Genomic DNA, 26,415 nt, shown 5'->3' with positions numbered 1-26,415 from the left:
GCGATGAGCCGCTGGCGCTCCCTTGCCCGTCAACGCATCGCCGAACTGGTCGCTGACCTGCCCGCTGATGCAACCGTTGCCGACCGCCGCCGCGCGCTTCGCGGCAATGGTTTCACTTGTGGCTGGGCAAAAAAGGTCTGGCACCAAGAATGCAGTGCCTATCTTGCGCGGCACGGCGCCAAGCCTCGCGCGGGTACTACCCCTCTATTTCCAGACCATGTCCACTTCCCCTTCAGGGAGAGCGCCAATGGCTGAGGTGTTCCTCACCGGGCATGCCATCCAGCGGTATCGCGAGCGGGTGGCCGATGTGCCTCTGGTTGAAATCCGACGGGCGCTTGATTGCCGCGCGGTGCGAACCGCCATCGCCTTCGGCGCGCGTTACGTTCGCCTTGGCGGCGGGCAGCGTGTGCTGCTCGATGAAAACCGCGTCGTCACCATTTTGCCCAAGGAAACGCACGAGAACACCCTCGCACCAGGTCGAGATCACCGGGGCCACGAAGGTGAGGGCCATGCCCAAGGCTAAGCCACACCCGAACCAGCTGCCCTTCGACTTCGTCGCCCCCGCGCCTGCCAAAGGCGTAGCCGAGCTGGCGGGGCTTGAGCGGCAGATCAACGCGCTGGTCGGCACGGTGCTGGCCAGTGACGGCCGCCCGCGCGAGGTGATCGCCGCGGAGATGAGCGTCCTGCTCGACGACACCGTCAGCAAGGCGATGCTCGATGCCTATTCCAGCCCTGCGCGCCCCGATCACAAGGTTCCAGCATCGCGCCTGCTTGCCCTGCTGGTGGTGACCGATCGGCAGGATCTGCTCGATCCCATCATGCGCAAGATCGGCGCCGCGCTGCTGGTGGGTGAGGAAGTGAAGACCGCGCGCATGGGCCACCTGCAGCAGATGATCCGCCAGGCGCAGGCCGAAATGCGGGCGCTGGGCGTCGATGCTCCGACAATCCGGGAAGGTAACGATTAATGGCGACGTGCGCCCAACACCTGATCCCGTTGGAAGACGACGCGTGGTTCACCGCCAGCGAGCTGGAGGAGCTGGGCCTGCCCGGCCTGCCTGGCGACAAGCGCTCGATCAACCGCCGCGCGCAGACCGAACGCTGGGCCACGCGGCTCGGGCCCAATAACCGCCTGCTAGTGCGCAAGCGCGTCGGGCGTGGCGGCGGGGTCGAGTTCCATGCCAGCTTGCTGCCTGGTGAGGCGCGGATGGAGCTGGCCCGCCGCGGCATCATCCGTACCCGGCCGCACGAGGCTGGGAGCGGACAAGAGTCTGCCTGGGCGTGGTTCGACAAGCAGAGCCGCAAGGTGAAGGACGAGGCGCAGCGCCGCCTCGGTATCGTCAATGCGATCGAGCTGCTGTGCGAAGCTGGGGCAACCCGTACCGCTGCGGTTGCCGCCACCTCGGATGATTCCGGTGTTGGCCGATCGACGCTGTGGAACTGGATGCGGATGGTCGAAGGGATCAACCGGGCCGATTGGCTGGTCGCGCTTGCCCCGCGCCGTCAAGGCGGCGGGGCCGAGGCCGAGATTCACCCAGACCTGTGGATCGCCTTTGTCAGCGATTATCTGCGTGCCTCCGCCCCGACGCTGACCAGCTGCTATTGCCGCGTCGCGCGCATGGCCGAGCAGCGCGGCCTCTCAATGGCCTCTGAGCGCACCTTCAGGCGGCGCTTGGAGCGGGAATACCCTGCCTCCGTCCTGACCCTCAAGCGCGAGGGCGAGGAAGCCTTGCGCCGTTCGATCCCGGCCCAGCGCCGCAGCGTCGAGGAGCTGCGCGCGCTCGAATGGGTGAACATCGACGGCCACAAGTTCGACGTCTTCGTGAAGGCGCCGGATGGCCGGGTGATCCGCCCGATCATGGTGGCGATTCAAGACATTTACAGCCGCAAGGTTGTGGCGTGGCGGTTGGGCGGCGAGGAAAGCGCGATCCAGACGCGGCTCACCTTCGCCGATCTGTTCCGCAACTTCGGCATCCCGGCCAATTGCGTGCTTGATAACGGCCGCGCCTTCGCATCGAAGTGGATTACCGGTGGCGCGAAGAGCCGCTTCCGGTTCAAGATCAGGCCCGAAGAGCCGACCGGGCTGCTGTCCGGTCTCGGCGTCCGCATCCACTGGGCGCTGCCCTATCGCGGCCAGTCCAAGCCGATCGAGCGTGCCTTCCGCGATCTGTGCGACAGCATCGCCAAGCACCCGGCGTGCGAAGGTGCCTACACGGGCAACAGCCCGATGGCTAAGCCCGAGAATTATGGCAGCCGCGCGGTCGAATGGGACCGGTTCGTCGCCCTGGTCGATGAGGAAATCGCAGCGCACAACGCCCGCACCGGGCGCCGCACCCAGATCGCCAACGGGCGCAGCTTCGACGATGTGTTCTTCGAAAGCTATGCCGCCAGCACGATCGGCAAAGCCACGCCCGAGCAGCTGCGCATGGCGCTGCTCGCCGCCGACCAGAAGCTGGTGAACCGCCAGACCGGTGAGATCGAGCTGCATGGCAACCGCTATTGGCATGCCGAGCTGTCATCGCTGCGCGGGGATAAGGTGACGGTGCGGTTCGATCCCGACAACCTGCACTCCGAGGTCCACGTCTACGATCTGGAAGGCCGTTACATCACCGCAGCCGAGCTGATCGCTGACACCGGCTTTGCCGAAGCTGCTGGGGCCAAGGAAGCGGCCAAGCGGCTCGCCGGTTACAAAAAGCAGGTCAAGGCGACCGCCGAGGCTGCCGATCTGATCAGCGCCGAACAGCTCGCCGATCTGCAGGTGGGCGTTGCCCCTGCGCCAACGCCAAAGGCCGGGGCCGTCCGTCCGGTGCGCCCGGCGGGCCGCGCTGTCGGCGGACCCGGCACAACCAATCGAGACGATGCCGGCAGCGCCGACGTGCTGCCGATCGACCGCATGATGCGCGGCTTTGCCAAGCTCACCGCCAACAACACCTGAGGAGGAAGACTCGACCATGATCAACGTTAAGGACTTGCCGGTTGACGTCGAGGAGATGCGGCTCTGGATTGTCGGCCATCGCGAGATGACCGATCCGCCGGTTCCCTGGGCGCAGCTTTCGCGCGAGACCGGGATCCCGGCAGGCACGCTGCAGCCGTTCTGCGCCGGCACTTACCAGGGCAACAACGAGAACATCGCACGCCGGTTGTTCCAGTTCATGCAGTCGGTCGAGGCCAAGGAAAAGCGGCAGCAGTCCCTGCCGGTCAACCCCGGCTTCATCGAGACAGAGACCAGCCAGCGGCTGATGATGCTGCTCGAAATTGCGCACATGGGCCGCATCACGGTCGGCGCGACCGGGCCCGGCACCGGGAAGACCAAGACGGTGCGCGAATATGCCGAGCGGGCAGGGATGGTGTGGACGGCGACCATGAAGCCCAGCACCAACCGCCTGCTGCCGATGATCCTTGAAGTACACAAGGCGCTGAAGCTTGATCCCCGCCGCCTGTCGACTGCTGATGCCTCGCGCATCGTGATCGAGCGGGTGCGCGGCCGCAAAGGCCTGCTGGTGATCGACGAGGCCAACTTCCTTGGCATCGAAGGGATCGAGGAAATCCGCAACTGGCACGATGAAACCGGCGTCGGCGTATGCTTCCTCGGCAATGAGGAGCTGCTGGCGCGCATCGAGACCGGGCGGCACCGCGACCAGTTCGCGCGCCTCAACCGCCGGATCGCCATGCGCCACGTTCAGCGCCTGCCGACCCGCACGGATGTGGCGCAGTTCTGCGATGGCTGGCAGATCACCCAGCCTGATATCCGTGCCTATCTGGAAAAGATCGCGTTGACGCCGGATTCGGGCGGGCTGGGGGAATGCCAGCAACTGATCGAGGCGGGATCGATGCTCGCCGCCGCCGATGATGAGAGCCGGGGCCTGTCACTGAGCGATCTGCGTGAAGCGCAGATGTACCGCGCTACTCGGTGGATCCGGGCATGAGCGCGGCGTTCGAGGCGGACCTTTGTCCGGAAACCGGCGCGCCGCGCGTGCGCTTCAACTTCGATAACGGGTGGAGCGCATCCGTTGTGCTCCTTGCCGAGACGGGGAACCCTTGCCTCTTTCACATTGCGACGCTTGCCGTCTGCCCGACCGGGGAATGGGGCACCGGCGTCACTCAGCTGATTGGCACCGAGATGGGCTCGGACGGTGTGGCGCAGTGGCTGGCCGCGATTTCCGTGAGGCCTGCGCCATGATCCGCCTCTTCGATCTCTACCGCCACGCCGCGCGCGAGCTTGATGCCGTGCGCGGTCCCGGCACCGCCCGGTCCGAAGCGATCGGCATGGTGATCATCATGGTCCTCGCCGCGATCGTCGCGGTCGGCCTCGCCGCAATCACAGGAGACGCATGATGGCACTTGCCGCTGTCAAAGCTGCGCCCGCGCAGTTCAACCCCACCGATCGCCGCCGCCGCGCGATGCTGGCGAAGATCCACGTCGCCAAGAAGCAGCTTGCTTTGGCGGACGATGATTACCGGCAGATCATGCTGGAAGAAACTGGCCGCAGCAGCGCGGGCGATTGCACGGAAGCCGAGTTGGAACGCGCGTTGAAGCGGCTTGAGGCGCAGGGTTTCAAGCCGCTGCCGAAGAACCCGGCGAGCAACCCCGCAACCCGCCCGGCGCAGCATCCGATGGCGCGCAAGGCGCGGGCGCTGTGGATCTCGCTCCACCATCTCAATGCGGTGCAGAACGCGTCCGAACAGGCGCTGGAAGCCTTCGCCAAGCGGCAGCTGAAGTGCGAGCGCCTTGTCTGGGCCAAGCAGTCCGATGCGTTCCGCCTGATCGAGGCGCTGAAGGCGATGGCGGTGCGCCATGGCTGGCCGCAGACCGACGAGGCCGGCAACAACCTGCCGCCGCGCGCACTTCACGAAGGGCTTTGCCGGGCGATCCTGTGGAAGCTGAAGGGTGCTGGCGAGATCCCGGCCGACTGGACGATTGATAACGCCGCCTTCCGGCTGTGCGGCATCAAAACCGGCGCTGAAGGGCCGATGGATGCGGAAGCCTACCAGCGCCTCGCCAAGGCGCTGGGCGACAAGCTGCGCGCAGCGGGAGGTGTGGCATGAAGGCCGGTACCCACAACCTCGGCAGCAATGCGTTCTCGCAGATGACGCTGGCGAAGCTCGATTCCGGCAAACTGGTCATTCGCCAGAGCAAGCCGGCCGGGCTCCATGAGATCACCCTGTCCGCCGACCAGATCGCGCTGCTGAAGGACGTTTTGGCATGAACGCCCGCGCCACCTTCGCGCGCCCTGCGCCGATGCTCTACTGGCCGGGCGAGACCAACCGCTGCCCCTGCTGCGGGGGGAAGGCATGGAACGTCGGCCGCGTCACGGCCGAATGCGCCGCTTGCGAGGCACCGCTCCCGCTCGCCCAGTCACCGGGCACCGGCGATCCCGTCTGGGAGCCGAAGGAAGACTAATGATCGTCGGCGATCTCACGCGCGAGCTGCGATCTATCCTCGGCCGAGAAGGATTCGTGAAGCTCGCGCAGAGCTTCGGCGGCACCCGCCTCTACGTCCCCTACAAGCTCGCCGACGACAGCGAGCTGGTCGAGACACTTGGCCGCGAAATCGCCGAGAAACTCAGCCGCGCGCTGGCGCCTGCCACCATCCGCGTGCCGCTGGCCCGCCGCGATCGGGCGCTGTTTTACCGCGAGCGCGGCCTTTCCAACCGGCAGATCGCGCGCCGTCTTGGCATTGGCGAGACCGGTGTGGAAAAACTCTTCGCTCGGGAACCCGGCTTGTCAGAACGCCCCAATCGAGCGCATAGCAGCAAGCAGTTAGACCTCTTCTGAGTGCATCCGCCCGCCGCCGCGGGCATGCCGCCGGAGCGCTCCGCAGCCCATAGCGGATGCATGGCCGAAGCTCTTCTCTCCGAACGCACCCTTCTCGAAGTCGCCGAGCATGAAGGCCTCGTCCTCGAGTCCTACAAGTGCAGCGCCGGCAAGCTGACCTGGGGGTTCGGCGTCACCAGTGCCAGCGGGCACCAGGTCGATCGCTACACCTCGAATCCTTCGACCATTGAACGCGCGGTCGAGATCTTCGAATGGCTGCTGCGGGACAAGTACTTGCCGCAGGTTCGAGCAGCCTTCCGTGGGCGCGAGCTGACCGAAGCGCAGCTCGCTGCAGCGCTCTCATTTCACTGGAACACCGGTGCGATCGGGCGGGCCGATTGGGTGCAGTCCTTCCTGCTCGGTCGCCGCGACAAGGCGTGGACCGAGTTTATGCACTGGTCGCGGCCACGCGAGATCATCGCCCGCCGCAAGGCAGAGCGCGACCTGTTCTTCGATGGTCGCTGGAGCGGCGACGGCGTCGTCACCATCTACGACCGGGTCAATCGGCGCGAGCCGCGCAATCCGATCTGGTCGAGCGCGCGCCAGATTGACATCAAGGATGAGGTTCGCGCGGCGCTTGCCCGCAAAGAGCCAGGTGCCGCGTGATCAGCTGGGCAGCCTTCAAATTGCTCGCTGCGGGCGGGCTTGAGGCCGTTCTAAAGGGCCTCTTAGCCGCGCTTAAGTGGGTGCTTAGCGATGTGCGCAATGCGCTGCTTGCCGCCTTCGTCCCGGCATTCCTCTGGGCGGCGATCATCGTCGTTCCCGATTTGCGCGAAGATCTGGCCGAGACCGAGCAGCTGCTCACCGACACCCAGCTGGCGCACCTCGGCACCATCACAAACTACATCGACGCCAGCGACGAGGCCCAGCGCCAGGCCAAGGCCAACGTCGCGCGCGTCGAAGCCGAACAGGAGGCTGTCACATATGAAGTCACCCGAAATCTGCGCAGCGATCTTGCTGCTGTCTCTGCCCGCTTTGACCGCTTGCGGGCGCGAAACGCCGCCGCAGGCGATCCCGGCCGTGCCAACCCAGCTGGTCTGCCCGAAGCCCGCGACGCCGCCGGCCGAGCTGCTGGTGCGCCCGGCAATCCTGACGTTTCTGCCGCCCGAGATCTGACCGCTCAGCCGCTCTGCCCTTCGCAGTTTGTCTGCCTCACCATCGACCAGGCGCAGCGTGCCAGCGAAGATGCGCGCCGCCACGATGCCCTGATCGTCTGGGCGCTCGGTCAATCCGCCGTCCGGTTCACTCCTGAAGGGAGCCGGTAATGGATCTGGGTGAAAGGTCGATCGAGCGGGCCGAGGAGTTCGAACGGCTCCAGCGCGACGCCGCGGTCCAGCGCATCCGCAACAACCTGGTCGGGCTGGGTGAGGAGTTCTGCCTCGGCTGCGGCGACAAGATCGAGGAGGCGCGCCGGATGGCGCTGCCATCGGCCACGCGGTGCGTCGATTGCCAGACCAAGATCGAGCGCGGCCGGTGATGATGGGCGAGCCTTTATCTTTCTCCAAGTTCGCCGCCGTCTGGTTGCCGACGCTCGCTGTCGCCGTGGTGGTGCCTGATGTGGAGACCCCGTTGGGTGATCGCTTCCTTCTGGATCTGGCGGGCCTGCCGATCCCAGTGGTGACTTGCATTCTCGGCGCGGTCGGCATTGTCGCGGCGCGGCCCTTTACCGTCCGGACAGAGGCTGATCTGGGCTGGAAGCTGCGCCTGCTGGTCAGCTTCATCATGCTCGTCGTCGTCCAGCTTTGGATCATTGAAAGCCGCCCCGGGTGGCTGTTCGCTTTCGTCGTGGCCATCGGTCTCGGCTTTTCCGGTTTCTCCCTGCTCGAACTGTTTGGCGAGCAGGTGAAGGACTTCGTGCGCCGCGCTTTCGCCGGGGCGACCAGCACTATCAGTGGACCAGTCGGCATCGATCCCCAGCGAGACATCGCCGGTGGCCACGATGCGGCCCACCCAAACGAAGGACCAGACGGCTCATGAGCCCCAGCAATATCATCGAACTGTTGATCATCCTTGTGATCGTGATCGGCATTGGCGCAGCCATCTGGCGCGGCGGCGCGCGCAACCCGGTTGGCACCGGCGGGCTGGACAAGAAGCTGGCGACGGTTGGCAGCGAGCTGGCCGCAATTAAGACGTCGATCGATGGTGAGCTTTCGGGCGTGAAGGCCAAGGTTGGCCAGATCGAGAAGCGGCTCGACAGTTTCGACGAAGAGCTCGCAAGCGTCGCCGACATCAAGAGGCTGGAGAAGGCGATCGACAAGGTGGCCAAGGTGCTGCCCGATATCGAAGCCCGCCAGCGCGCGCTGTCCGAAAAACTGGGAGAGCGTGCTGAGGCCTCAGCAGCCGTGGCCGCGAAGGTTGATCACATCGACCGCAACCTCACGCTGATCATGTCAGTCGTCGTTCCGAAGGGGATGGAGAAGTGAGCCTCACAACCGATCTCAATGCGGCGATTGCACGCGACGCGCGCCTCGCCATTCTCAACGAGCTGGCCAAGCAGGTCGACGGGCGGCTCAATGACCAGGCAATGACCCACGTCCTCGACGTGATCGGCGTGCGGCGGTCGCGCGACTGGGTGCGCACCCAGCTTCGCGCACTGGCCGAGCTGGACGCGGTGCGTCTGATCGACTTGGGTGAGCTGCTGGTCGCGGAGCTCACAGCGACCGGACGCGATCATGTCGAGCGGCGGATCATCATCGAGGGCGTCGCCCGCCCGAGGGATGTGTGACATGGCAAAGCGAAGCGGACGCGGAAAACTGTCCTCGATCGAGATCCTGCCCGAGGTGTGCGACGAGGATATCGCCTGGGTCAATGCTGAGCTGAAGGAACGGCGCATACCGCAAACCGAGATCCTGCGCGAGTTCAACGCGCGGATCGCGGACCATGGCTGCAAGCCGATCAGCAAGGGCGCCTTCAGCCGGTATTCGGTGAGGAAGGCGCAGGGGAGCGATGTTCGTGAGGTACCGCCTTCGCGCATTGCGAAAGGCGCTTCGGGCTTTTCTTCCGTCTCAGTCGGCACGTTCACGGCTGGCTGCGCGCTTGGTCTTGTTTTGGGCATTTTGTTGCGGCGGGGTGACCGATGAACGAAGACACTTCGGTTCCCGATCGTCGCGAAGGTAGAGGCTGGCTCTCTACCATTGATCAGCTGCCACCCGAGGCTGACAACGACGTAGCATGGGCGATTGAGCAGCTGCGCGTGACGCGTTTGCCGCAGACAACCATCCTCGAAGAGTTCAACCTGCGCCTAGCCGACAAAGGTATCCCGCCGGTCAGTCGCGGAGCATTCAATCGCTACTCGGTGCGAAAGGCCATCCAGTTCCGTAAGCTTGATGAGGTTCGCCGAATGGCTTCCGACCTCGTCCAGAGCCTCGGGACCGATGGCCCGGACCATGTGACTGTCACCGTGGCAGAGATGCTCAAGACCGCGATGTATCAGACCCTCGAAGGTGGCGAGTTGTCTCCCAAGGATCTGATGGAGCTAGGGCGAGCGCTGCAATCGGCTGTCAACGCCCAGAGCAACTCTGAAGAATACCGTAAAAAGCTTGAGGCTCGGGCCAACAAACAGATCCAGGCAGCAGCTAAGCGAGTAGAGGTTCTGGCGCGCGATGCAGGCCTTTCCTCTGACGCCGTCGCACAGCTGCGCCGCGAATTCCTGGGCGTCAAAGCGGATGACGGGAAGACCCAGTGACCGAACCCGCTGCCCCTGTCCTCGCCCGCGAGGAAGAGAAGCTTCCGGCCGACTTGACACGGGGCGCGGAGATCCCGGCCGAGCTCGATCCGCTCGCCGATGGCATCCTCATGCGCCACCAGGTCGAGTGGCTGGAGGACAAGAGCGATCTGAAAGTGTGCGAGAAGGGCCGCCGTACCGGCATCACCTTTGCCGAGGCGCTGGACGACACGCTGATCGCTGCGTCCGCGCGTTCGGCCGGCGGCGACAACGTGTTCTACATCGGCGACACCAAGGACAAGGGGCGCGAGTTCATCGGCTATGTCGCCCACTTCGCGCGCGTCGTCGCAGGCGAGCTGGCCGACATCGAGGAGTTCGTGTTCAAGGATCAGCGCGAGGACGGCAGCAGCCGTGATATCTCGGCCTACCGGATCACCTTTGCCAGCGGGTACCGGGTCGAGGCGCTGAGCTCCCGGCCGGAGAACATCCGCGGCCTTCAGGGCATTGTCGTGATCGACGAGGCGGCGTTTCACAAGGATGTGAGAGCCGTCCTGGACGCGGTGAACGCGCTGCTGATCTGGGGCGGCAAGATCCGGGTGATCTCCACCCACAACGGCGTGCTCAACCCGTTCAACGAACTGATCCGCGAAGCCCGCGCCGGGAAGGTGCCCTTCAATATCCACCATATCCCGTTCGGCGCGGCGGTCGCCAATGGTCTCTACCGGCGCGTCTGCCTGATGCGCGGGCTCACCTGGTCGGAAGAGGCCGAGCGCGAATGGGAGCAGCGCATCCGCGGCGCCTATGGCGCGCGCACCTCGGCAATGAGCCAGGAGCTCGACGTGGTGCCCGCCGATGCCGAAGGCGCTGCGCTGGCGCGGGTCGTGATCGAGCAAGTAACTGACCGGTCCGTTGACGTGGTGCGGCTGCACTTGCCCGACAGCTTCAAGGCGGCGGACAAGGGCGCCCGCCAGCGGCAGATTGCCGACTGGTGCCGGATGCACCTGCGCCCGCTGCTCGACAGGCTCGATCCCAAGCGCCGCCATGATTTCGGGCATGACTTTGCCCGCAGCGGCGATGCGTCCGATCTGGTCATCCAGCAGCTGGGGCAGGATCTGGTCCGCCGCTGGCGGCTGGTGGTGGAGATGCGCAACGTCCCGTTCGAGGCGCAGCGCGATATCCTGTTCTACGTCTGTGATGCCGTGCCGCGTTTGGGGCACGGTGCGCTCGATGCGACCGGCAATGGTGCCTACCTCGCCGAAGTCGCGGCCCAGCGGTATGGCGAGCGGATCTCCGAAATCAAGCTGAGCCGGGAATGGTACCGCGAGAACGGCACCCCTTACGTGGAGGCCTTTGGCGAACGCACCGTGCGGATCGCGGCCGACGAGGACGTGGTGCGCGATCATCAGGCGCTGGCCTATGATGGCGGCGTCGTGAAGGTGCCGGACGACATGCGCTACAAGGGCAGCGATGGTTTCGACCGTCACGGCGACACCGCGATCGCCGGCATGCTGGCTTGGTATGCATCCCGCCAAGGGGCGATCGAATACGGCTATGTCCCTGTCAGCCAGTCCCGTTCTTCATTCGACGATCCGGATGGCGACGATCCCGGGCTGGCCCGCGATCCGTTCCGCGCGCCGCTGGGCGTTCGCCTTCGTTCGGGAGATGCCTGGTGATCGGCAAAGCGCAATGCAGCACCTGTGTCTTCCTGCAGCCCAGCGACGCGCAGGCCCGGCCCCGCAGCGGCGGCCAATGCCGGCGGCATGCCCCTGTCGTATTCATCGGCGACGACAACCGTCCGCGCGCAGTGTGGCCGCTGGTCTGGGCCGACAGCTGGTGCGGCGATCACGCAACGCACCTTGATGAGGGACAAACAGAATGAGCACGCTGGTGGACCAATGGGGGCAACCCCTGAAGAAAGCGGTCCTGACCCGTGAGGTGGCGGGGCCGACGCTGGCCGGCGTGCGCCAGCCCATCTCCGGTTATCCGGCTGACGGGCTGACCCCGATCCGGCTCGCGCGCCTGCTGCGCGATGCCGATCAGGGCGAACCGCTGTCCTATTTCGAGCTGGCCGAGCAGATCGAGGAGCGCGACCTTCACTATGTCGGCGTGCTGGGCACCCGCAAGCGTGCGGTCAGCCAGGTCGATGTCAGTGTGGAGCCCGCCAGCGACAGCGCCGAGGATGTGCGCCGCGCCGACATGGTGCGCGACTGGCTGGGCCGGGACGAACTGGCGGACGAGACCTTCAACATCCTCGACGCGATCGGCAAGGGCGTGTCGTTCACCGAGATCATCTGGGAGGTGAGCGAAGGCCAGTACCGTCCCAACCGGCTCGAATGGCGCGATCCGCGCTTCTTCCGCTTCGATCAGGACGGCGTCACACCGCTCTTGCGCGGCGGGCCGGAGGGCAACGGCATTGATGAGCGACTGCCCGCCTTCAAGTTCATCCAGCTCGGCATCCGGGCGAAGTCCGGCCTGCCGGTGCGATCGGGCCTCGCCCGGCTCGCCAGCTGGGCGTGGATGTTCAAGGCCTATACCCAGCGCGACTGGGCGATCTTCACCCAGACTTACGGCCAGCCCGTCCGCATCGGCAAATACAGCTCGAGCGCGACCGAAGATGACAAGGCGACCCTGTACCGCGCCGTCGCCAACATCGCCGGGGACTGCGCGGCGATCGTGCCCGATGGCATGTCGATCGACTTCATTGAATCGAAGAACGTCACCGCAGGGTCGGACCTCTACGAAAAGCGGTCGGACTGGCTCGATCGCCAGATCTCGAAGGCGGTGCTCGGCCAGACCAACACCACGGATGCGCAGGCCGGCGGCCTCGGCTCGGGGCAGGCCAACGTCCACAACGACGTGCGCGAGGATATCGAGCGCGCTGACTGCAAGGCGCTGGCAGCTGCGCTCAACCGGGATCTGGTGCGCCCCTGGTGTGATCTCGAATTCGGCCCGGGCAAGGCATACCCGCGCATCGTCATCGCGCGGCCCGAACAGGAAGACCTCACGATGCTGTCGGAGAGCCTTGCCAAGCTCGTACCGCTGGGCTTCCGGGTCAGTCAGGCAGAAGTGCGGGGCAAGTTCGGTCTCAGCGATCCCGGACAGGGTGAGGATATCCTGCGTCCGCCCAGCGCCGCTCCGGCATCGATCGCGAGCAATCCCGGTGAGCCTGCGATCGAAGCGCCCCAGCAATCGCAGCGTCGCCCGGCCGCGCCGGCCGCGCAGATCGCCGCCGCGATGGCAAGCCAAGCCGAGGCATCGGTCGCTGAGATGACGGCAACGATCGCTGTCATGCTGGAGAAGGCCAGCGATCTGGCCGAGCTGCGCGACATGCTGGCCAATGCCTATGGCGAGATCGATGCAAGCGGCCTCGCTGCCGCACTGGCTGGCGGGCTGGCCGCAGCAACGGCTGCCGGGCGCAGCGATATCGCTGACGAAACGGCTGTCTGACATGCCTGCGTTACAAGGCCCGGAAACGACCGCTGGAGCGCTTGATGGCCCAACGGTAGCCAAAAATCGATTGAGGGGCCTCTTAGACCCTCTTAAATCGCCGCTGAGGGGCATTCGGGAGCGAGCCTGTGTCTGACGATCCGGTGTCTGGCGTGTTTGGCCGCCCGTTCACAGAACAGGTGGCATTCTTCCGCCGCAAGCTCGGCAACCTCGTCCCGACCGAATTCTGGGACGACATGCTGCGCGAGGAGCATGATCGCGGCTTCATGGTGGCGGGCGCTGCCAAGGCCGATCTGCTGACCGATCTTGCCGCCGCGGTCGACAAGGCGATCGCCGAGGGACGCGGGATCGAGGAGTTCCGCCGCGACTTCGACGCGATTGTCCGTCGGCATGGCTGGACCGGCTGGACCGGGCAGGGAACCATCCAGGGCGAAGCGTGGCGGGTGAAGACGATCCTCAGTACCAATGCCAGCACCTCCTACGCCGCCGGGCGGTTTGCCCAGCTACGCGCCAGCAATTTCAAGTGGTGGATCTATCGCCACGGCGGCAGCCAGGAACCGCGGCCGCAGCATCTCAGCTGGGACGGGCTGATGTTACCGCCCGATCATCCCTTTTGGGACAAGTTCTATCCACCTTCGGACTGGGGCTGCAGCTGCTACGTCGTCGGGGCCAATTCGAACGCCGCGGCCCGGCGCATGGGCGGCAAGCCCGACAAAAAGCTTCCCGATGGCTGGGACCGCATCGATCCCAAGACCGGCGCCCCAGAAGGGATCGGCCGCGGCTGGGACTATGCGCCGGGCGCCAGCGTTTCGGGCGAGGTGAGCGCGATCGCCGGCAAGTTCCGATTGTGGGATCAACAGGTGAGCAAAGCGTTCATGGCTGCGCTTCCGCCCGATCGCGCTGATGCGCTGGCGGATGCCTACCGCCGCTTGCCCAGCACGGCCGACGATCTGCGCCGCTATGCGCAGCGGGTCGAGGAGGGGAGTGCTGCTGGCGACGAGAACCGGCGCCCATTACCGCCCGTGCGCACACTGGGGCTTGTGCGGACAGATCAGGCTGCGCGCCTTGCCAGTCTGAAGGACGGCTTGGACGTGAGCGGGTTCGACTATGTGATCGATACCCAGCTTTCGACCCATATCTTCAACCGGCATGGAAAGCGCAGCAAAGACCCGTTCCCAATCGAGCCTTCGGATTTTGCGCTGCTGCCCGCGATCGCGAGTAATCCGGATGTCATCGAGCTGGGGAAGGACTCCAAGCTCGGCAACCTGCAGCGCGTCATCATGCGAAAGGCCATTGGCGGGGTAGTGTACGAAGCGATCTGGGAGGTTCGCAGCGGTCGGCGGTCGCTCTACCTCAAATCGTTCTTCGTGAGGCGGCGCAACAAGGGCTGAGAGAGGGTCGATGGCCTATACCCGACGTCCGAAACGACCCGAAGCAGAAACCCGGTGGCAGGTGCCATCGACGGGAGAAGCATAATGGCATTCAACGTCCAATTCAACGCCGGTGAGACAAGGTCGGCACTGCAGCGCGCGATCGCCGGTATGGAGGATGCCACGCCGCTTTACGAGGACATCGCCGAATACATGGTCGATGCGACGCGCCAGCGGTTCAACCAGGGCGTGGGGCCGGACGGCAAGGCGTGGGCGCCGAAGAAGCAATCGACGCTCGATCGCTACCGCGCGCGCGAATACGGCGGGCAGTCGCTGACCAAGACCCTCTACCTGATCGGCCGGCTGCGGCGCGAGATCCAGCGCATCGTCAATCGCGACAGCGTCGTGATCGGCAGCTCGCTGATCTATTCCGGCGTGATGCAGTTCGGTGCCACCAAGGGCGCCTTCGGACGGGACGGCCGCGGCCGCCCGATCCCATGGGGCACGATCCCGGCGCGGCCGTGGCTGGGGATCTCGAAGGACGATGCTGAAGCGATCATCGAGATCGCCGACGAATATGCGGGCCAGCAGCTGGGCGAGGAAGGCTGATCAGTGCTGCAAGTGCAAGCCAGGGTGCTGATCGATGCGAGGCCCGCCGGTTCGGCGGGCCTTTCCATATCGGGCGAAGTTTGGCAGGCAAAGCACATCGGGCACGAATCGCCGCTCCCGATTTCCCCCAAATGATCTGACGCCGCCCGCCGCCGCGGGCATGCCAGCACCCTTTGCGTGCTGCCATTAAGGCTGGGTGACCAAGTCGATCGCCCTCGCCCTTTGCAACGCCCCCCAGCTGCCTGCCAGCATGCCCGAAGATGGGCGTGAATGGCTGCACCTTCTACCTGGTGGCGGACGCGTTGAGACGGTGGACGGTCGCGGCCCCTACACTGTGGAGGATTACGATGCGCTGATCGCAGCAAGCCTGACTGATGGCGAGCGACTGGTACTGGACGAGTGCCACTCCACCGATCTTGCCGCCCCGCTGGGCCAGCCTGCGCCAGCGCGCGGCTGGATCGTGGCGCTTGAAGCCCGGCAGGACGGGATCTGGGGGCAGGTCGAATGGACCGGTACCGGACGCCAGCTGCGCGAGGACAAGGCTTACCGCGGCATCAGCCCGGTGATCGCCCACACCAAGAACAAGCAGATCGTCGCCATCCGGCGCGCGAGCCTGGTCAATCAACCCAACCTGAAGGGGCTCGAAGCCCTGCATGCAGAGGAAAATGGCATGGACTTCATGAAAGCAATCGCCGCAGCGCTCGGCCTCGGCGATGACGCGACCGAGGAAGCGATCCTCGCGGCTGTCAAGAAGATGAGCGGTGGCAGTGAAAACAACAAGGAGATGGCGAGCGCCATCAATGCCGCCTTGCAGCCCATCGCCACCGCACTGGCGCTTCAGGGCGCGGTAACGAGCGATGCGATCCTCACGCGGATCGGCACCCTGCGCGAGGGCGTTGCTGACGAAACCGCGATCACCGCACTTCAGTCGCAGCTGGTTGAGACCACCAAGCAGTTCAACGCGCTGCAAGCCAGCATCTCGTTGCAGGCTGCCCAGGCCTTCGTCGATGGCGCGATTGCCGAAGGGCGCGTGGGCGTGAAGCCGATGCGCGACCGGTACATCGCCATGCACCAGAAGGATCCGAAGGGCACCGAAGAGCTGATCGCCGCCATGCCGGCGGTCGCCAGCGAAGCTGTGTCGCTTCACGGCCGTCAGCCAGCCCGCACCACCACAGACCTGGACGAAGCTGACCGCGCAGTGATCGCGCTGATGGGCATCGATCCGGCCGCGTTCAAGAAAGCCCGCGCTGCTGAGCTCGGCATTGAAGAGGAGGTAGCCTGAGATGGCTCTTGCAACAGACCGTAACACCCCGATGCGCCAGCCCGGTATCCAGTCCGGCCTTGCTGCCGTTGCCCTGATCCATGCCGGGGCGCTCGTGATGCGTAACGCCGCCGGCTACATCACCAAGGGCGCAGCCGCGACCGGATCGGTCGGTGTCGGCCGCGCTGAAGAGCGGGTTGACAATGCCGCTGGCAGCGCCGGTGACCTGCCCGTCCAGTTCCGCCCGGGCACCTTCCTGTTCAAGAACTCGGCGAGCACCGATGAAATCACGATCGCCCAGATCGGGGACATCTGCTGGATCGTCGATGACGAGACCGTGGCCAAGACCAGCAACTCCGCCGCTCGATCGCCCGCCGGGTTCGTCGCCGATGTCGATGACCAGGGCGTGTGGGTGCGCTTCGATGAGGCCCTCACGCGGGTCTACGTCGAAGGCATCGCCAACCCCGTTTAACCCGATCGCATCGCCAGCAAGGAAACAGGCACATGATCATCAACAATGCAAACCTGGCCTCGCTTCGCACCGGATATTCGGCGGCGATGCAGCGCGGCCAGCAGTCGGTTGCAAAGCCGCAATCGGCCCGCGTCGCCACCCGCGTCCCCTCCAGCCAGAAGGAGCAGAAATACGGCTGGCTGGGCAAGATGCCCGACGTGCGCGAATGGGTCGGCGAGCGCGTCGTCCAGAACATCTCCGAAAGCGATTACGCGATCAAGGAGAAGAAGTGGGAGCTGACCCTCGGCGTCGATCGCGACGATATCGAGACGGACAACCTCGGTCACTACAGCTTGCTGTTCGAGCAGATGGGCGAAAGCACGATCAGCAAGCCCGAGCGGCTGATCTGGGATCTGCTCAAGGCGGGCTTTTCCACCACCTGCTATGACGGGCAGAACTTCTTCGACACGGATCACCCGGTGCTCGACGAGGACGGCGAGGCCCAGTCGGTCGCCAACACCGATGGCGGTTCCGGCACCCCGTGGTTCCTGCTCGACGTCAGCCGCGTGATCAAGCCGATCATGCTCCAGGTGCGCCGCGATTTCGGCCAGCTGGTATCGAAGGACAAGCCGACCGACGACAATGTCTTCGACCGCAACGAGTACGTCTACGGCGTCGATGCGCGGCTGAACGTTGGTTACGGCTTCTGGCAGCAGGCTTGGGGATCGAAGCAGACCCTCAACGCCGCCAACTATGCCGCCGCGCGAGCTGCCCTGATGAGCATGAAGGGCGATTATGGCCGCCCACTTGGCATCATGCCGAACCTGCTGGTGGTGCCGCCCTCGCTCGAAAGCGCCGGTCTGAAGCTGCTCAACAGCGAGCTCGCCTCGGGCGGGGAGACCAACGAGTGGAAGGGCACTGCCGAACTGCTCGCGGTGCCCTGGCTCGCCTGATCACCCGCATCATGAGGCCCGCCGGCACGGCTGGCGGGCCTCCCTGACTTTCCCGAGGATTTCATCATGGCCAGCAAGCCCCGTAAGCCCCGCACTGTAAAGACAGCGCCTGTCGCTGCTGCGCCCCTCGTCGCGGCACCGGTTGCCCCGGCACCGGTTGCCGCGCCCGAAGTCGCTGCCCCTGCCGCAGACCCCAACGGCGACGTGGCCATCGTGGCCATCGTGGTCAAGGGGCCGAAGTCTGGCTTCCGCCGCGCGGGACTGCTGTTCGGCAGCACGCCGCGCACGCTGGGCCCGGCGGATATCGGCGCCGATATCGAAGGCGCACGCCGCCTGCTCGCCATCGTCCGCGAACCGCGGCTCGATGTCCGGCTTCAGATGCCGGACGGCACCGCCCGCCCATTCACGGCCGAAGAGATCGAGGTGCTCGACAATGTCGTCGCCGGCATCCCCCAGTCTCAGCTGGCCGAGCTGCACCTTGCCACCATCGCGCAGCTGACCGGCGAAGACTGAGCCATGTCCTACGCCACCCTCCAGCAGATGATCGACAAGCACGGCGAGACAATGCTCGTCGAGCTGACCGATCGCGCTGCGCCGCCCACCGGCGAGATCGAGGAGGGCGTGGTTCTGCAGGAACTGGCGAACACTGATGCCATGATCGATGGCTATCTGGCCGCCCGTTACAAGCTGCCGCTGGCCGAAGTGCCGGCGCTGCTGGTACCGCTGGCGATCGCCATCACGATCTACAAGCTGCACGTCTATTCCGCGCCGGAGAAGATCGAGGCCGATTACAAGGCGGCGATCGCAGATCTCGACCGGATCGCGCGCGGCATCATCCGGTTGCCGGGGGCTGCCGGCGTCGAACCGGCAAGCTCGGGCGCATCGGGTGTGCGCACCAATGATCGCGCCCGGCCCTTTACCGAAGACAATCTGAAGGGGTTCATCTGATGAACCATGCCGCAGAGGTCTCCGCCCGGATTGAGGGCACAGTGCCCGCGCTGAGCGGCCGGATCGAAAGCGCCACGGCGCTGGCGCGGCTGACCGATGCCGGCAAGGCGCCCGAGCGCACGCCAGCTGCCTTCGTGCTGTTCGGCGATATGGTGGGCGGCGCAGCGAATTACGGCACTGGCTTCTTCACTCAGCACTACATCGAGACCGTGTCCGTCGTCCTGTTCGAACGGTCGGGCGATGATCGCCGCGGCGACAAGGCTGGCGAGAAACTGACCCCGCTGGTGACCGATGTGCTGGAGGCCGTGCTGGGCTGGAGCCCAGGCGGCGAGATCGGCGGTGTCTTCACGCTCGGCCGTGCGGGCTTTGTCGGCTTCGTCGGCCATGCCTCGGTCTACGAGATTAACTTCCAACTCAACGAACGTCTGAGGATCAACTGATGAGCAAGAACCAGAAGACCGCACGCCCGCGCCAAGGTGGCAGCTATGTGCGCCAGCCCAGCGGCGCGCTGAAGCGCACCGAGTTCACCAAGCCCAGCAACGGCCCCGAGATCGGCGAACAGCTGGAGGTACCCGCCCCCGAGGCCGCAGAACCGGAGCACGTGTCCGCACCCGCTTCCGCGTCGACCAAGCAGGAGAAGTAAGCCATGGCCCTGAACTGGAAAAAGAAGGCGCTCCTCGCCAAGATCGAGACCACTTACGGGACCGATCCGACGCCGACCGGATCGGCCAACGCGATCCAGGCGACCAACGTGACCCTCAACCCGATGGAGGGCGAGGATCTGTCGCGCAATCTGGAGCGCCCGTATTTCGGCGGCCAGGAGATGATCGTGGTGGGCGTCTATGCGACGCTGACCTTTGACGTCGAGATGGTCGGTTCTGGCGAGCTGGGCGTAGCCCCGGCCTGGGGCGTGCTGCACCGCATGTGCGCCATGGCGGAGACGATCACGGCCACCACCTCGGTCGAGTATGATCCGGTCAGCGACGCACTTGAATCGGGCGCGATCTACATCAACATCGATGGCACGCTGCACAAGCTGATGGGCTCGCGCGGTACTTTCGTCGGGACCATGAACGCCCAGGGCATCCCGGTCTGGCGTTACACCTTCACCGGCCTGTTCGTGCAGCCGACGACAACGGCTTTGCCGACCGTCGATCTGACCGCCTTCCAGACGCCGCAAGCGGTGACCAAGTTGAACACGCCGACGTTCACCATTGGCGGCACCGCAATGCGGATGCGCAGTTTCGAGCTGACCCGCGGCGCGCAGGTCGAGCGCCGGTTCCTAGTCAATTACGAAGGCATCGAGATCGTCGACGCGGTCGAGAGCGTGAGTTGCCAGGTCGAGGCGGTCGCGCTCGCCACCTACAACCCGTACACCGCGCCGACCGGTGCGCCCGTGGCGATCCAGCTGATCCACGGCACCAGCGCCGCGACGCGGGTAAAGATCGATATCGATCGGGCCAAGCAGCGCCGGCCGGGATACGCCAACCAGCAGAACATCGTTGAATGGCCGCTGACCTTCGATCCGCTGCCAGATGAGGGCGACGACGGCTTCAAGATCACACTTTCCTAATCCGGGCCGGGTTCGCCGCAGGGCGGCCCGCCCCCCAAATTTCACGGAGTAATTGCGATGGGTTTCAAGGTTGCAGCTGAAGGCGCCGAGCGCCAGTTCACGGCGCGGGTCACCGCCCACGTTCCGGTCGATGGTGGCACCAAGGAAGAACGCTTCAAAGCGCGTTACCGGGTGTTGAGCACCGACCACCTCGAAAACTTCGAGCTCGGATCGAGCCAGGGAACGACCGATTTCTTGCGGGCGGTGATCGTGGAGCTGTTCGAGCTGGTCGACGATAACAACAACCCCGTCGCCTACAATGACGACGTGCGCGACCAGGTGATCATCGATCCGGTGGCCCGCACCGCGCTGATCCGCGGCTATTTCGACAACATCGGCAGGGGCCGGAAGGGAAACTAGAGGAGGCGGCCCGGCACTGGGCTGGCGCCCGCCAGCCCAGTGCCGGGGATGATCAGTTCGCCGACGATCTGAAATTCTGGGGCGCGTCTGAGGAGATCCTGACCGCCTGTCAGGAGGCAGTTGAGGAAGACTTCATCGTATGGCCGGAAAACTGGGACATCGTTGTAGCCTTCCTGGCTGTCGCCACCCAATGGAACGCCGTCTGCATGGCGACCATGTCGAGCGTGCGGCTGCACTGGCTGGGACTGAACTACGCGGCGGTCCGCGCCCGGTTTCCCGCAATGAGCGAGGCAACCTTTCAGGGCTTACAGATCATGGAAGTCGCCGCGCGTGCGGAGCTGAATTCGGCCAACGGATGAGGGCGGCGGCGTGACGCTACGCACCGGCCTTGTCATCTCCGGCGATTCTCGCGGCGCGGTCGATGCGCTGGAGAATGCCGACCGGGCCATGTCCGCGGCGCAGGACGAGGCGGCGGCAATGGCCGCTGCCTACCAGCGTGCCGATGCATCGATCGGGAAGCTGGCGAAGATCCAGGCCGAGGCAACGGCCGAGATCAACGAGTCGAAGGCGGCCCTCAACGCCGGGCAGATCAGTCTCGAACAATACAACCGCGAGATCTTGGAGACCAAGACCGCGCTGAGCCTTGTCGAGGCGGAGCATCGCAACAACGTCACCGCGATCAAGCAGACCACCGCCGCCTATAACGAGGCAGTCCAGCGGGGGATGCGGCCGGTCAATGATAACCTCGCCGAGATCGGCACTGCGGCGGCTGCCGCGTCCGGATCGTTGAGCGGCATCAATACGGGCGCGGCGCAGTCCGCCGCGGGCCTCGAAAACATGGCCGGGTCCAGCAAGCTGTCGGCCAGCGAACTGCTCAATCTCACATTCCAGGTACAGGATCTCGGCGTGCAATTGGCGTCTGGCGGCAATCCGCTGATCGCTCTGGTGCAGCAGGGATCCCAGATCTACGGGGTTATGGGGCAGGCGGGCCTCGGCGTGAGGGGCTTTGCGCGCGAGATCGCGATCGCGACGGGCATCATCCGCGTGTCGGGCAATGCCAGTCTGGATGCCGCCGCCCGCGCGGCCGCCGCCAACCAGGCGGCGATCGCGGCGGCGCTGGCCCGCGCCGAAGCCGATGGCATCGCAGCCCGGGCGGAGGTTGCCCTTGCCAGAGCCGCGCTCGAGAACGCCGCCACAGCATCGCAAAGCGCCGCTGCGCAGGCCCGTCTGGCGCTGGCAACAGCGGCAGCCGCAACAGCGTCGGCCGAGGCGACGGCAGCCACCTCTGCACTGGCGACCGCGCAGGCCAGCTCAGCAGCTGCTGCCTCTGCAGCGGGGGCTGCCCAGACGACAAGTCTAACCCGATTGGGCGCAGCGGGCCTCGCCGGCGCGGCGGCGCTGGCGGTGGTAGCAGTCGGGGTCGGTCTGCTCACCGCGGAGGTGAACAAGAACAGCGAAATGTCCATAAGCTGGCAGAATGTGCTGCTGGGTGCCTATGACGTCATCAGCAATGCGATCGTCAATGAAGTTACTGCGTACTTCAAGGCGTTTGGCCTCGATGTTGGTCAGGTCTGGGAAACCATTGTCGACGTCACCAAAATGGCCATCAACATCATCATCGGCACTGCAATACTGCTGCCGAGAACGTTGGCTGCGACGTGGGACAAGATCGGCCCCGCAATTGGCGATGCTTTCTACAGCGGCGTCAACCTTGCGATCGATGCGCTCAATAGCTTGCTGGCTGCTGCCGCTGCGCCGCTAAATGGCCTGATCGGGGCCTTCAACACTGTATTCGGGAAGGACATCCCGGCGATCTCGCTGGGCAGCATCGACGCCCTAGCCAACCCCTACAAGGGCGCGATGGGCCGACTTGGGCAGGCAGCAGGGCAAGCATTCACTTCCAGCTATGGGGACCACCTTGGGACTGCGGCGAAGCTGATCGGCCCGGCTGCCGCGAGCCGGCAGGCTCAGGAAAACGCAGAAAAGGCGGGCAAGAAAGTCGGCGGGGCCATGGGGCGCGCTGCCGGTCAGGCCGCCGCCAAGGAGGCGGAGCTGAGCTTCGCCGATGCCTTCGCCGACATCAGCGCAGTCGTCGATCAGATGGAGGCCTTCGACAAGCTCAACGAGAAGCTGCGCACCCGGCTCGCGCTGGCCGAGCGGGAGCTGGATCTGTCGGGACAGACCGAGACCGCGCGCGAGGCTTTGCTGCGGCAGCTGGAGGAAGAAGAGCGGCTGCGCGGTGTGGCCGAGCAGCGCGGTCAGATCGCCGTTGCGCAGGCCGAGGCCGAAGCAAACGGCCTGACCGAACTTGCTGCCGCCTATGGCCGCTTGCTGACCGTTCTGGACGAGGTCAATGCTGCGGAAGCCGGTGCATCCGCGCGCGACGAAGCCTTGCGCGCTAGCGAGGAAGCCACCGAGGCGATGCTCGAAAACCTCGATGCAATCGCCGATCGCGCCGCGACCATCGGTGATGTCTTCGCCAATGCCTTCGGCGGCATCGGCAGCGTGATCGGCGATGCGCTGGCCCAGATGACCGATTACAACGCCGCGCAGGCCGACCTTGCCGATCAGGTCAAGCGCGGGGCGAAGACGCAGCTAGAAGCAGAGAAGGATCTGGCGAACCTGCGGGCCAAGAACACGGCATCAATGCTCGGCGGGTTCAAGTCGCTCTTCAAAGAGCATTCGACCGGCTACAAGATCATGGGCGCGATCGAGAAAGCGCACGCCGCCATCCAGCTGTTCAACACGATCCAAGCGATCGCATCTGATACCCAGCAGACCGCCAGTGCGGTGGCCAACAGCGCGACCCGCGCCACGGCCGATGGCGCGTCCGGCGCGTCGAAGATCTTCAGCCAGCTGGGCGCATGGGGCTTTCCCGTCGTCGCCGCGATGGTGGCGCTACTGGCAGGGCTGGGCGTCAAGGGCCTGTCGGGCGGCGGCGGATCGGCCCCGGTGCCTGCCAGCGCCGAGGATACACAGGCCGCGATCGGCACCGGCACTGTGCTGGGCGACAACTCAGCGCAGTCGGAAAGCATCACTCGCGCGCTCGACATCATGGCCGAGAACAGTAACCGCGCTCTCGAATTCTCAAACGAGGCGGTGCAGTACCTGCGCGCGATCGAACAGGGCATCGGTGGGCTGACCGCGGCGGTGGCGCGGCAGATCAACGTCGCCGGCGGCAGCTTCGACACGTCGACCTTCAATCTGGGCCAGTCAGGCAGCTCGGGCTTCCTCGGCCTGTTCGGATCGAGCACCACCCGCACCGTCTACGATCAGGGGCTGGAGACCTTCCAGGCTACCGTGGGCGATTTGCTGATGCGCGGCGTCGATGCGCAGGTCTACACCATCGTCGAGCAGGTGAAGAAGAAGAGCGGCTTCCTCGGCATCGGCGGCGGGACCAAGACGAGCTACCAGACCACCACCGGCGGCGCGCCCGACGAAATCCTGCGCCAGTTCGACCTGATCATCGAGGACGTCACCAATGGCGTGATCGCGTTCGGGCAGCAGCTGGGCATCGATGTCGAGCAATACCTTTCCGCCGTGGTCATCCCGGGCGCCAAGCTGTCCTTCCTCGGCATGTCGGGCGAAGAGATCGAGAGCGCGCTGGTCGCGTATTTCGGCAGCGTTGCCGATGCGATCACGCAGGGTGCGTTCACCGCGGCGGGCTTCAACATCGCCGAATTCCAGAAGGCGGGCGAAGGCCTGTTCGAAACGCTGGCGCGCTTGACCCGCAGCATGAGTACGGTCTCCACCTCGCTGCGGTCGATCAACATGGCCGATCCCTTTGCCGGGCTTGGCATCAACGAACGTGCCGCCGGCAGCGAAGCGCTGGTCGGCCAGTTCGGCGATTTAGACGCCTTTCAGGATGCCGTAAGTGCCTTCTCAGACGCCTTCCTCAGCGAAGCCGAACGGATGCAGCCTGTCATCGAGGCGGTGGCGGCCGAGATGGCCCGGTTGGGTTATGCCAGCGTCGACACCAATGACGAGTTCAAGGCGCTGGTCCGAGGGCTCGATCTCAGCACCTCGGCCGGGCAGGAACTGTTCGCTCAGCTGCTGGCGGTTGCTCCGGCCTTTGCCAAGGTCAACGAGTACCTCGAAGAATTGAACGGCACCGCCGCGTCCGCGCCGACCGCCGCCAATATCGCCGCGATCGCCAAGGAGCGGCGCGCGATCGAGATCGAGCTGATGGAAGCGCTGGGCGATGCAGAGGGCGCGCTGGCGGCGAAGCGAGCTGATCAGCTCGCCGCGCTCGATGCGACCAACCGGGCGATCAAGCAGCAGGTGTTCGATGCGCAGGACGCCGCCACCGCGCAGCGCGAGCTGGCGGCGGCCGAAGCGGCTGCGGCGCGTGAAGCCGACGCGCTCGGCCGCACCAAGCGCAGTCTGGAACTGCAGATCCTTGCCCTGATCGATCCGACGGCCGCGCTCGCCGCGCGCCGCGCTGATGAGTTGGCTTCCCTGCCGGAAAGCGTGCGCTGGATGCAGGAGCGGGTCTTCCAGCTGGAGGACGAACAGGCCGCCGCGGCAGCCGCCGCCAGCGCCGCCGCTGAGCTCGCCGAACAACAGCGCGCGGCCGCCGAGGAAGCAGCTGCGCAGGCCCGCGCCATTGCGGATGAACGCGCCGGGCTTGAGAGCCGCTTGCTGCAGTTGCAGGGCGATACCGCCGAGCTGCGCCGGCGCGAGTTGGATGGTCTCAACGCGGTGAACCGCGAAGTGCTCGAGCGCATCTTCCGCCTCGAAGATGAACAGGCCGCCGCTGAGGCATCAGCCAGCGCCGCTGCCCAGCTTGCCGAACAACAGCGCGCTGCCGCCGAAGAAGCCGCAGCTCAGGCAGCCGCGATCGCCGAAGAACGCATCGGGTTGGAGAACCAGCTGCTGGAGTTGCTGGGCGACACGGCCGAGCTGCGCCGGCGCGAGATGGAGCAGATCAATCCGCTCAACCGAGATCTGCAGGAGCGGATCAATCAGCTTCAGGACGAACAGGCCGCTGCCGCTGCAGCAGCCAGCGCCGCTGCCGAGCTGGCCGAGCAACAGCGTGCCGCCGCCGAGGAAGCCGCTGCACAAGCCCGCGCCATCGCCGATGAGCGGGCGGGTCTTGAGCTTCGCCTGCTGCAATTGCAGGGGGACACGGTCGAGCTGCGCCGACGCGAAATGGAACAGATCAACCCGCTCAACCGCGATCTGCAGGAGCGGATCAACCAGCTGCAGGACGAGCAGGCGGCCACCGTGGCTGCCACCGCCGCCGCCGCTGCCCTAGTAGACGAGCAGCGCCGGACGGCCGAGGCAGCTGCGGCGCAGGCCCGCGCGATCGCCGATGAACGCGCCGGTCTGGAGACCCGCCTGCTGCAGCTGCAAGGCGACACCGTTGAGCTACGTCGCCGCGAGCTGGAACGGCTCAACCCGCTCAACCGCGATCTGCAGGAGCGGATCAACCAGCTGCAGGATGAGCAAGCTGCCGCAGCTGCCGCCGCCGCGACTTCGGCCGAACTTGCCGCACAGCAGCGCGCGGCTGAGCAGGAACTGGTCGCCCAGCAGCGCGCTGCCGCCGAGGAAGCCGCATCGCAGGCCCGCGCGATCGCGGATGAACGTGCTGGGCTTGAAAGCCGTCTCCTCCAGCTACAGGGCGACACCGCCGAGCTGCGCCGCCGCGAGCTGGATGGTCTCAATGCCGTGAACCGCGAGGTGCTAGAGCGCATCTTCCGCCTCGAAGACGAGCAGGCCGCCGCTGCAGCTGCCGCCAGCGCCGCCGCCGAATTGGCCGCCCAGCAGCGCGCCGCGGCCGAGGAAGCCGCTGCACAGGCGCGCGCGATCGCGGATGAACGTGCCGGACTTGAGAGCCGTCTCCTCCAGCTTCAGGGCGACACCGCCGAGCTGCGCCGCCGCGAGCTGGATGGTCTCAATGCCGTGAACCGCGAGGTGCTAGAGCGCAT

34 protein-coding genes are annotated in these 26,415 nt (G+C 65.6%); all 34 read left to right on the top strand.

Features of this window, described 5'->3' with window-relative positions:
- Positions 1–3: 3 nt before the first annotated feature.
- Positions 4–255 (top strand): hypothetical protein, encoded by a 252-nt coding sequence (locus tag GRI59_RS01180; RefSeq protein WP_160759378.1) that lies wholly within the window; start codon positions 4–6, stop codon positions 253–255.
- Positions 248–523 carry a hypothetical protein gene (locus GRI59_RS01175; protein WP_160759377.1) on the top strand — a complete coding sequence of 92 codons (276 nt, stop codon included), beginning with the start codon at positions 248–250 and terminating at the stop codon, positions 521–523. The genes GRI59_RS01180 and GRI59_RS01175 overlap by 8 nt, the downstream gene beginning before the upstream one ends.
- Complete coding sequence (locus GRI59_RS01170) at positions 510–965, top strand: hypothetical protein (protein ID WP_160759376.1); 456 nt, start codon at positions 510–512, stop codon at positions 963–965. Before GRI59_RS01175 ends, GRI59_RS01170 begins: the two co-directional genes overlap by 14 nt.
- Positions 965–2,932 carry a transposase domain-containing protein gene (locus GRI59_RS01165; protein ID WP_160759375.1) on the top strand — a complete coding sequence of 656 codons (1,968 nt, stop codon included), beginning with the start codon at positions 965–967 and terminating at the stop codon, positions 2,930–2,932. The genes GRI59_RS01170 and GRI59_RS01165 overlap by 1 nt, the downstream gene beginning before the upstream one ends.
- Positions 2,933–2,948: 16 nt before the next feature.
- A complete protein-coding gene (locus GRI59_RS01160) occupies positions 2,949–3,923 on the top strand; it encodes an AAA family ATPase (RefSeq protein WP_160759374.1) in 975 nt (324 codons plus the stop codon).
- The gene (locus GRI59_RS01155) at positions 3,920–4,177 is read left to right on the top strand and encodes a hypothetical protein (protein WP_160759373.1); all 258 of its coding nucleotides are present in this window, start codon (positions 3,920–3,922) and stop codon (positions 4,175–4,177) included. The genes GRI59_RS01160 and GRI59_RS01155 overlap by 4 nt, the downstream gene beginning before the upstream one ends.
- Positions 4,174–4,332, top strand: a complete 159-nt coding sequence (locus GRI59_RS01150) for a hypothetical protein (protein WP_160759372.1) — start codon at positions 4,174–4,176, stop codon at positions 4,330–4,332. Before GRI59_RS01155 ends, GRI59_RS01150 begins: the two co-directional genes overlap by 4 nt.
- Positions 4,329–5,042: a gp16 family protein gene (locus tag GRI59_RS01145; RefSeq protein WP_160759371.1), complete on the top strand. Its 714-nt coding sequence runs from the start codon at positions 4,329–4,331 to the stop codon at positions 5,040–5,042. Before GRI59_RS01150 ends, GRI59_RS01145 begins: the two co-directional genes overlap by 4 nt.
- The gene (locus tag GRI59_RS01140; protein ID WP_160759370.1) at positions 5,039–5,203 is read left to right on the top strand and encodes a hypothetical protein; all 165 of its coding nucleotides are present in this window, start codon (positions 5,039–5,041) and stop codon (positions 5,201–5,203) included. The genes GRI59_RS01145 and GRI59_RS01140 overlap by 4 nt, the downstream gene beginning before the upstream one ends.
- Complete coding sequence (locus GRI59_RS01135) at positions 5,200–5,397, top strand: hypothetical protein (protein WP_160759369.1); 198 nt, start codon at positions 5,200–5,202, stop codon at positions 5,395–5,397. The genes GRI59_RS01140 and GRI59_RS01135 overlap by 4 nt, the downstream gene beginning before the upstream one ends.
- Entirely contained in the window at positions 5,397–5,771 is a 375-nt protein-coding gene (locus tag GRI59_RS01130; protein WP_160759368.1) for a response regulator transcription factor, read from the top strand. The genes GRI59_RS01135 and GRI59_RS01130 overlap by 1 nt, the downstream gene beginning before the upstream one ends.
- Before the next feature lie 60 nt (positions 5,772–5,831).
- Positions 5,832–6,416, top strand: a complete 585-nt coding sequence (locus GRI59_RS01125; RefSeq protein ID WP_160759367.1) for a lysozyme — start codon at positions 5,832–5,834, stop codon at positions 6,414–6,416.
- The gene (locus GRI59_RS01120) at positions 6,413–7,075 is read left to right on the top strand and encodes a hypothetical protein (protein ID WP_160759366.1); all 663 of its coding nucleotides are present in this window, start codon (positions 6,413–6,415) and stop codon (positions 7,073–7,075) included. The genes GRI59_RS01125 and GRI59_RS01120 overlap by 4 nt, the downstream gene beginning before the upstream one ends.
- On the top strand, positions 7,075–7,287 hold the full coding sequence (locus tag GRI59_RS01115; protein WP_160759365.1) for a TraR/DksA C4-type zinc finger protein: 213 nt from the start codon (positions 7,075–7,077) through the stop codon (positions 7,285–7,287). The genes GRI59_RS01120 and GRI59_RS01115 overlap by 1 nt, the downstream gene beginning before the upstream one ends.
- Positions 7,284–7,787, top strand: a complete 504-nt coding sequence (locus tag GRI59_RS01110) for a hypothetical protein (RefSeq protein ID WP_160759364.1) — start codon at positions 7,284–7,286, stop codon at positions 7,785–7,787. Before GRI59_RS01115 ends, GRI59_RS01110 begins: the two co-directional genes overlap by 4 nt.
- Positions 7,784–8,233 (top strand): hypothetical protein, encoded by a 450-nt coding sequence (locus GRI59_RS01105; protein WP_160759363.1) that lies wholly within the window; start codon positions 7,784–7,786, stop codon positions 8,231–8,233. Before GRI59_RS01110 ends, GRI59_RS01105 begins: the two co-directional genes overlap by 4 nt.
- Positions 8,230–8,535, top strand: coding sequence for a VpaChn25_0724 family phage protein (locus GRI59_RS01100; RefSeq protein WP_160759362.1), 306 nt, complete (start codon positions 8,230–8,232; stop codon positions 8,533–8,535). Before GRI59_RS01105 ends, GRI59_RS01100 begins: the two co-directional genes overlap by 4 nt.
- Before the next feature lies 1 nt (position 8,536).
- On the top strand, positions 8,537–8,890 hold the full coding sequence (locus tag GRI59_RS01095) for a phage protein Gp27 family protein (protein WP_160759361.1): 354 nt from the start codon (positions 8,537–8,539) through the stop codon (positions 8,888–8,890).
- On the top strand, positions 8,887–9,495 hold the full coding sequence (locus tag GRI59_RS01090) for a DUF3486 family protein (RefSeq protein WP_160759360.1): 609 nt from the start codon (positions 8,887–8,889) through the stop codon (positions 9,493–9,495). Before GRI59_RS01095 ends, GRI59_RS01090 begins: the two co-directional genes overlap by 4 nt.
- Positions 9,492–11,147 carry a hypothetical protein gene (locus GRI59_RS01085; RefSeq protein ID WP_160759359.1) on the top strand — a complete coding sequence of 552 codons (1,656 nt, stop codon included), beginning with the start codon at positions 9,492–9,494 and terminating at the stop codon, positions 11,145–11,147. The genes GRI59_RS01090 and GRI59_RS01085 overlap by 4 nt, the downstream gene beginning before the upstream one ends.
- Positions 11,148–11,349: 202 nt before the next feature.
- Positions 11,350–12,921 (top strand): DUF935 domain-containing protein, encoded by a 1,572-nt coding sequence (locus GRI59_RS01080; RefSeq protein ID WP_160759358.1) that lies wholly within the window; start codon positions 11,350–11,352, stop codon positions 12,919–12,921.
- Positions 12,922–13,049: 128 nt separating this feature from the next.
- Entirely contained in the window at positions 13,050–14,312 is a 1,263-nt protein-coding gene (locus GRI59_RS01075) for a phage minor head protein (RefSeq protein WP_160759357.1), read from the top strand.
- A gap of 84 nt (positions 14,313–14,396) precedes the next feature.
- Positions 14,397–14,900, top strand: a complete 504-nt coding sequence (locus GRI59_RS01070; RefSeq protein WP_160759356.1) for a phage virion morphogenesis protein — start codon at positions 14,397–14,399, stop codon at positions 14,898–14,900.
- A gap of 250 nt (positions 14,901–15,150) precedes the next feature.
- Positions 15,151–16,182: a phage protease gene (locus GRI59_RS01065; protein ID WP_237440632.1), complete on the top strand. Its 1,032-nt coding sequence runs from the start codon at positions 15,151–15,153 to the stop codon at positions 16,180–16,182.
- Position 16,183: 1 nt separating this feature from the next.
- Entirely contained in the window at positions 16,184–16,633 is a 450-nt protein-coding gene (locus GRI59_RS01060) for a hypothetical protein (protein ID WP_160759354.1), read from the top strand.
- Between the two features lie 32 nt (positions 16,634–16,665).
- Complete coding sequence (locus GRI59_RS01055; protein ID WP_160759353.1) at positions 16,666–17,565, top strand: Mu-like prophage major head subunit gpT family protein; 900 nt, start codon at positions 16,666–16,668, stop codon at positions 17,563–17,565.
- A gap of 66 nt (positions 17,566–17,631) precedes the next feature.
- Positions 17,632–18,078, top strand: coding sequence for a hypothetical protein (locus GRI59_RS15585; RefSeq protein WP_183363556.1), 447 nt, complete (start codon positions 17,632–17,634; stop codon positions 18,076–18,078).
- Positions 18,079–18,081: 3 nt separating this feature from the next.
- On the top strand, positions 18,082–18,513 hold the full coding sequence (locus tag GRI59_RS01045; RefSeq protein WP_160759352.1) for a gp436 family protein: 432 nt from the start codon (positions 18,082–18,084) through the stop codon (positions 18,511–18,513).
- Positions 18,513–18,953: a phage tail terminator protein gene (locus tag GRI59_RS01040; RefSeq protein ID WP_160759351.1), complete on the top strand. Its 441-nt coding sequence runs from the start codon at positions 18,513–18,515 to the stop codon at positions 18,951–18,953. Before GRI59_RS01045 ends, GRI59_RS01040 begins: the two co-directional genes overlap by 1 nt.
- Positions 18,953–19,156, top strand: a complete 204-nt coding sequence (locus GRI59_RS01035) for a hypothetical protein (RefSeq protein WP_160759350.1) — start codon at positions 18,953–18,955, stop codon at positions 19,154–19,156. The genes GRI59_RS01040 and GRI59_RS01035 overlap by 1 nt, the downstream gene beginning before the upstream one ends.
- 3 nt (positions 19,157–19,159) lie before the next feature.
- Positions 19,160–20,086, top strand: a complete 927-nt coding sequence (locus tag GRI59_RS01030) for a phage tail tube protein (RefSeq protein ID WP_160759349.1) — start codon at positions 19,160–19,162, stop codon at positions 20,084–20,086.
- 57 nt (positions 20,087–20,143) lie between these two features.
- The gene (locus GRI59_RS01025) at positions 20,144–20,485 is read left to right on the top strand and encodes a hypothetical protein (RefSeq protein WP_160759348.1); all 342 of its coding nucleotides are present in this window, start codon (positions 20,144–20,146) and stop codon (positions 20,483–20,485) included.
- Between the two features lie 68 nt (positions 20,486–20,553).
- Positions 20,554–20,844, top strand: a complete 291-nt coding sequence (locus GRI59_RS15725; RefSeq protein ID WP_160760365.1) for a DUF1799 domain-containing protein — start codon at positions 20,554–20,556, stop codon at positions 20,842–20,844.
- 10 nt (positions 20,845–20,854) lie between these two features.
- Positions 20,855–26,415 (top strand): hypothetical protein (locus tag GRI59_RS01015; protein ID WP_202390841.1); only part of this gene is annotated, 5,561 nt, incomplete at its 3' end.

The sequence above is a fragment of the Erythrobacter ramosus genome, from assembly GCF_009828055.1.
Lineage (GTDB): Bacteria > Pseudomonadota > Alphaproteobacteria > Sphingomonadales > Sphingomonadaceae > Erythrobacter > Erythrobacter ramosus.
Note: the sequence above shows the minus strand (reverse complement) of the source record. Positions and strands in the feature narration are given on the sequence as shown.

Bases quoted from the DNA above. Each gene is read 5' to 3' on its own strand.
- GRI59_RS01180 (WP_160759378.1), top strand. From the start codon at position 4: ATGAGCCGCTGGCGCTCCCTTGCCCGTCAACGCATCGCCGAACTGGTC.
- GRI59_RS01175 (WP_160759377.1), top strand. From the start codon at position 248: ATGGCTGAGGTGTTCCTCACCGGGCATGCCATCCAGCGGTATCGCGAG.
- GRI59_RS01170 (WP_160759376.1), top strand. From the start codon at position 510: ATGCCCAAGGCTAAGCCACACCCGAACCAGCTGCCCTTCGACTTCGTC.
- GRI59_RS01165 (WP_160759375.1), top strand. From the start codon at position 965: ATGGCGACGTGCGCCCAACACCTGATCCCGTTGGAAGACGACGCGTGG.
- GRI59_RS01160 (WP_160759374.1), top strand. From the start codon at position 2,949: ATGATCAACGTTAAGGACTTGCCGGTTGACGTCGAGGAGATGCGGCTC.
- GRI59_RS01155 (WP_160759373.1), top strand. From the start codon at position 3,920: ATGAGCGCGGCGTTCGAGGCGGACCTTTGTCCGGAAACCGGCGCGCCG.
- GRI59_RS01150 (WP_160759372.1), top strand. From the start codon at position 4,174: ATGATCCGCCTCTTCGATCTCTACCGCCACGCCGCGCGCGAGCTTGAT.
- GRI59_RS01145 (WP_160759371.1), top strand. From the start codon at position 4,329: ATGATGGCACTTGCCGCTGTCAAAGCTGCGCCCGCGCAGTTCAACCCC.
- GRI59_RS01140 (WP_160759370.1), top strand. From the start codon at position 5,039: ATGAAGGCCGGTACCCACAACCTCGGCAGCAATGCGTTCTCGCAGATG.
- GRI59_RS01135 (WP_160759369.1), top strand. From the start codon at position 5,200: ATGAACGCCCGCGCCACCTTCGCGCGCCCTGCGCCGATGCTCTACTGG.
- GRI59_RS01130 (WP_160759368.1), top strand. From the start codon at position 5,397: ATGATCGTCGGCGATCTCACGCGCGAGCTGCGATCTATCCTCGGCCGA.
- GRI59_RS01125 (WP_160759367.1), top strand. From the start codon at position 5,832: ATGGCCGAAGCTCTTCTCTCCGAACGCACCCTTCTCGAAGTCGCCGAG.
- GRI59_RS01115 (WP_160759365.1), top strand. From the start codon at position 7,075: ATGGATCTGGGTGAAAGGTCGATCGAGCGGGCCGAGGAGTTCGAACGG.
- GRI59_RS01105 (WP_160759363.1), top strand. From the start codon at position 7,784: ATGAGCCCCAGCAATATCATCGAACTGTTGATCATCCTTGTGATCGTG.
- GRI59_RS01095 (WP_160759361.1), top strand. From the start codon at position 8,537: ATGGCAAAGCGAAGCGGACGCGGAAAACTGTCCTCGATCGAGATCCTG.
- GRI59_RS01090 (WP_160759360.1), top strand. From the start codon at position 8,887: ATGAACGAAGACACTTCGGTTCCCGATCGTCGCGAAGGTAGAGGCTGG.
- GRI59_RS01080 (WP_160759358.1), top strand. From the start codon at position 11,350: ATGAGCACGCTGGTGGACCAATGGGGGCAACCCCTGAAGAAAGCGGTC.
- GRI59_RS01070 (WP_160759356.1), top strand. From the start codon at position 14,397: ATGGCATTCAACGTCCAATTCAACGCCGGTGAGACAAGGTCGGCACTG.
- GRI59_RS01065 (WP_237440632.1), top strand. From the start codon at position 15,151: ATGCCCGAAGATGGGCGTGAATGGCTGCACCTTCTACCTGGTGGCGGA.
- GRI59_RS01060 (WP_160759354.1), top strand. From the start codon at position 16,184: ATGGCTCTTGCAACAGACCGTAACACCCCGATGCGCCAGCCCGGTATC.
- GRI59_RS01055 (WP_160759353.1), top strand. From the start codon at position 16,666: ATGATCATCAACAATGCAAACCTGGCCTCGCTTCGCACCGGATATTCG.
- GRI59_RS15585 (WP_183363556.1), top strand. From the start codon at position 17,632: ATGGCCAGCAAGCCCCGTAAGCCCCGCACTGTAAAGACAGCGCCTGTC.
- GRI59_RS01045 (WP_160759352.1), top strand. From the start codon at position 18,082: ATGTCCTACGCCACCCTCCAGCAGATGATCGACAAGCACGGCGAGACA.
- GRI59_RS01040 (WP_160759351.1), top strand. From the start codon at position 18,513: ATGAACCATGCCGCAGAGGTCTCCGCCCGGATTGAGGGCACAGTGCCC.
- GRI59_RS01035 (WP_160759350.1), top strand. From the start codon at position 18,953: ATGAGCAAGAACCAGAAGACCGCACGCCCGCGCCAAGGTGGCAGCTAT.
- GRI59_RS01030 (WP_160759349.1), top strand. From the start codon at position 19,160: ATGGCCCTGAACTGGAAAAAGAAGGCGCTCCTCGCCAAGATCGAGACC.
- GRI59_RS01025 (WP_160759348.1), top strand. From the start codon at position 20,144: ATGGGTTTCAAGGTTGCAGCTGAAGGCGCCGAGCGCCAGTTCACGGCG.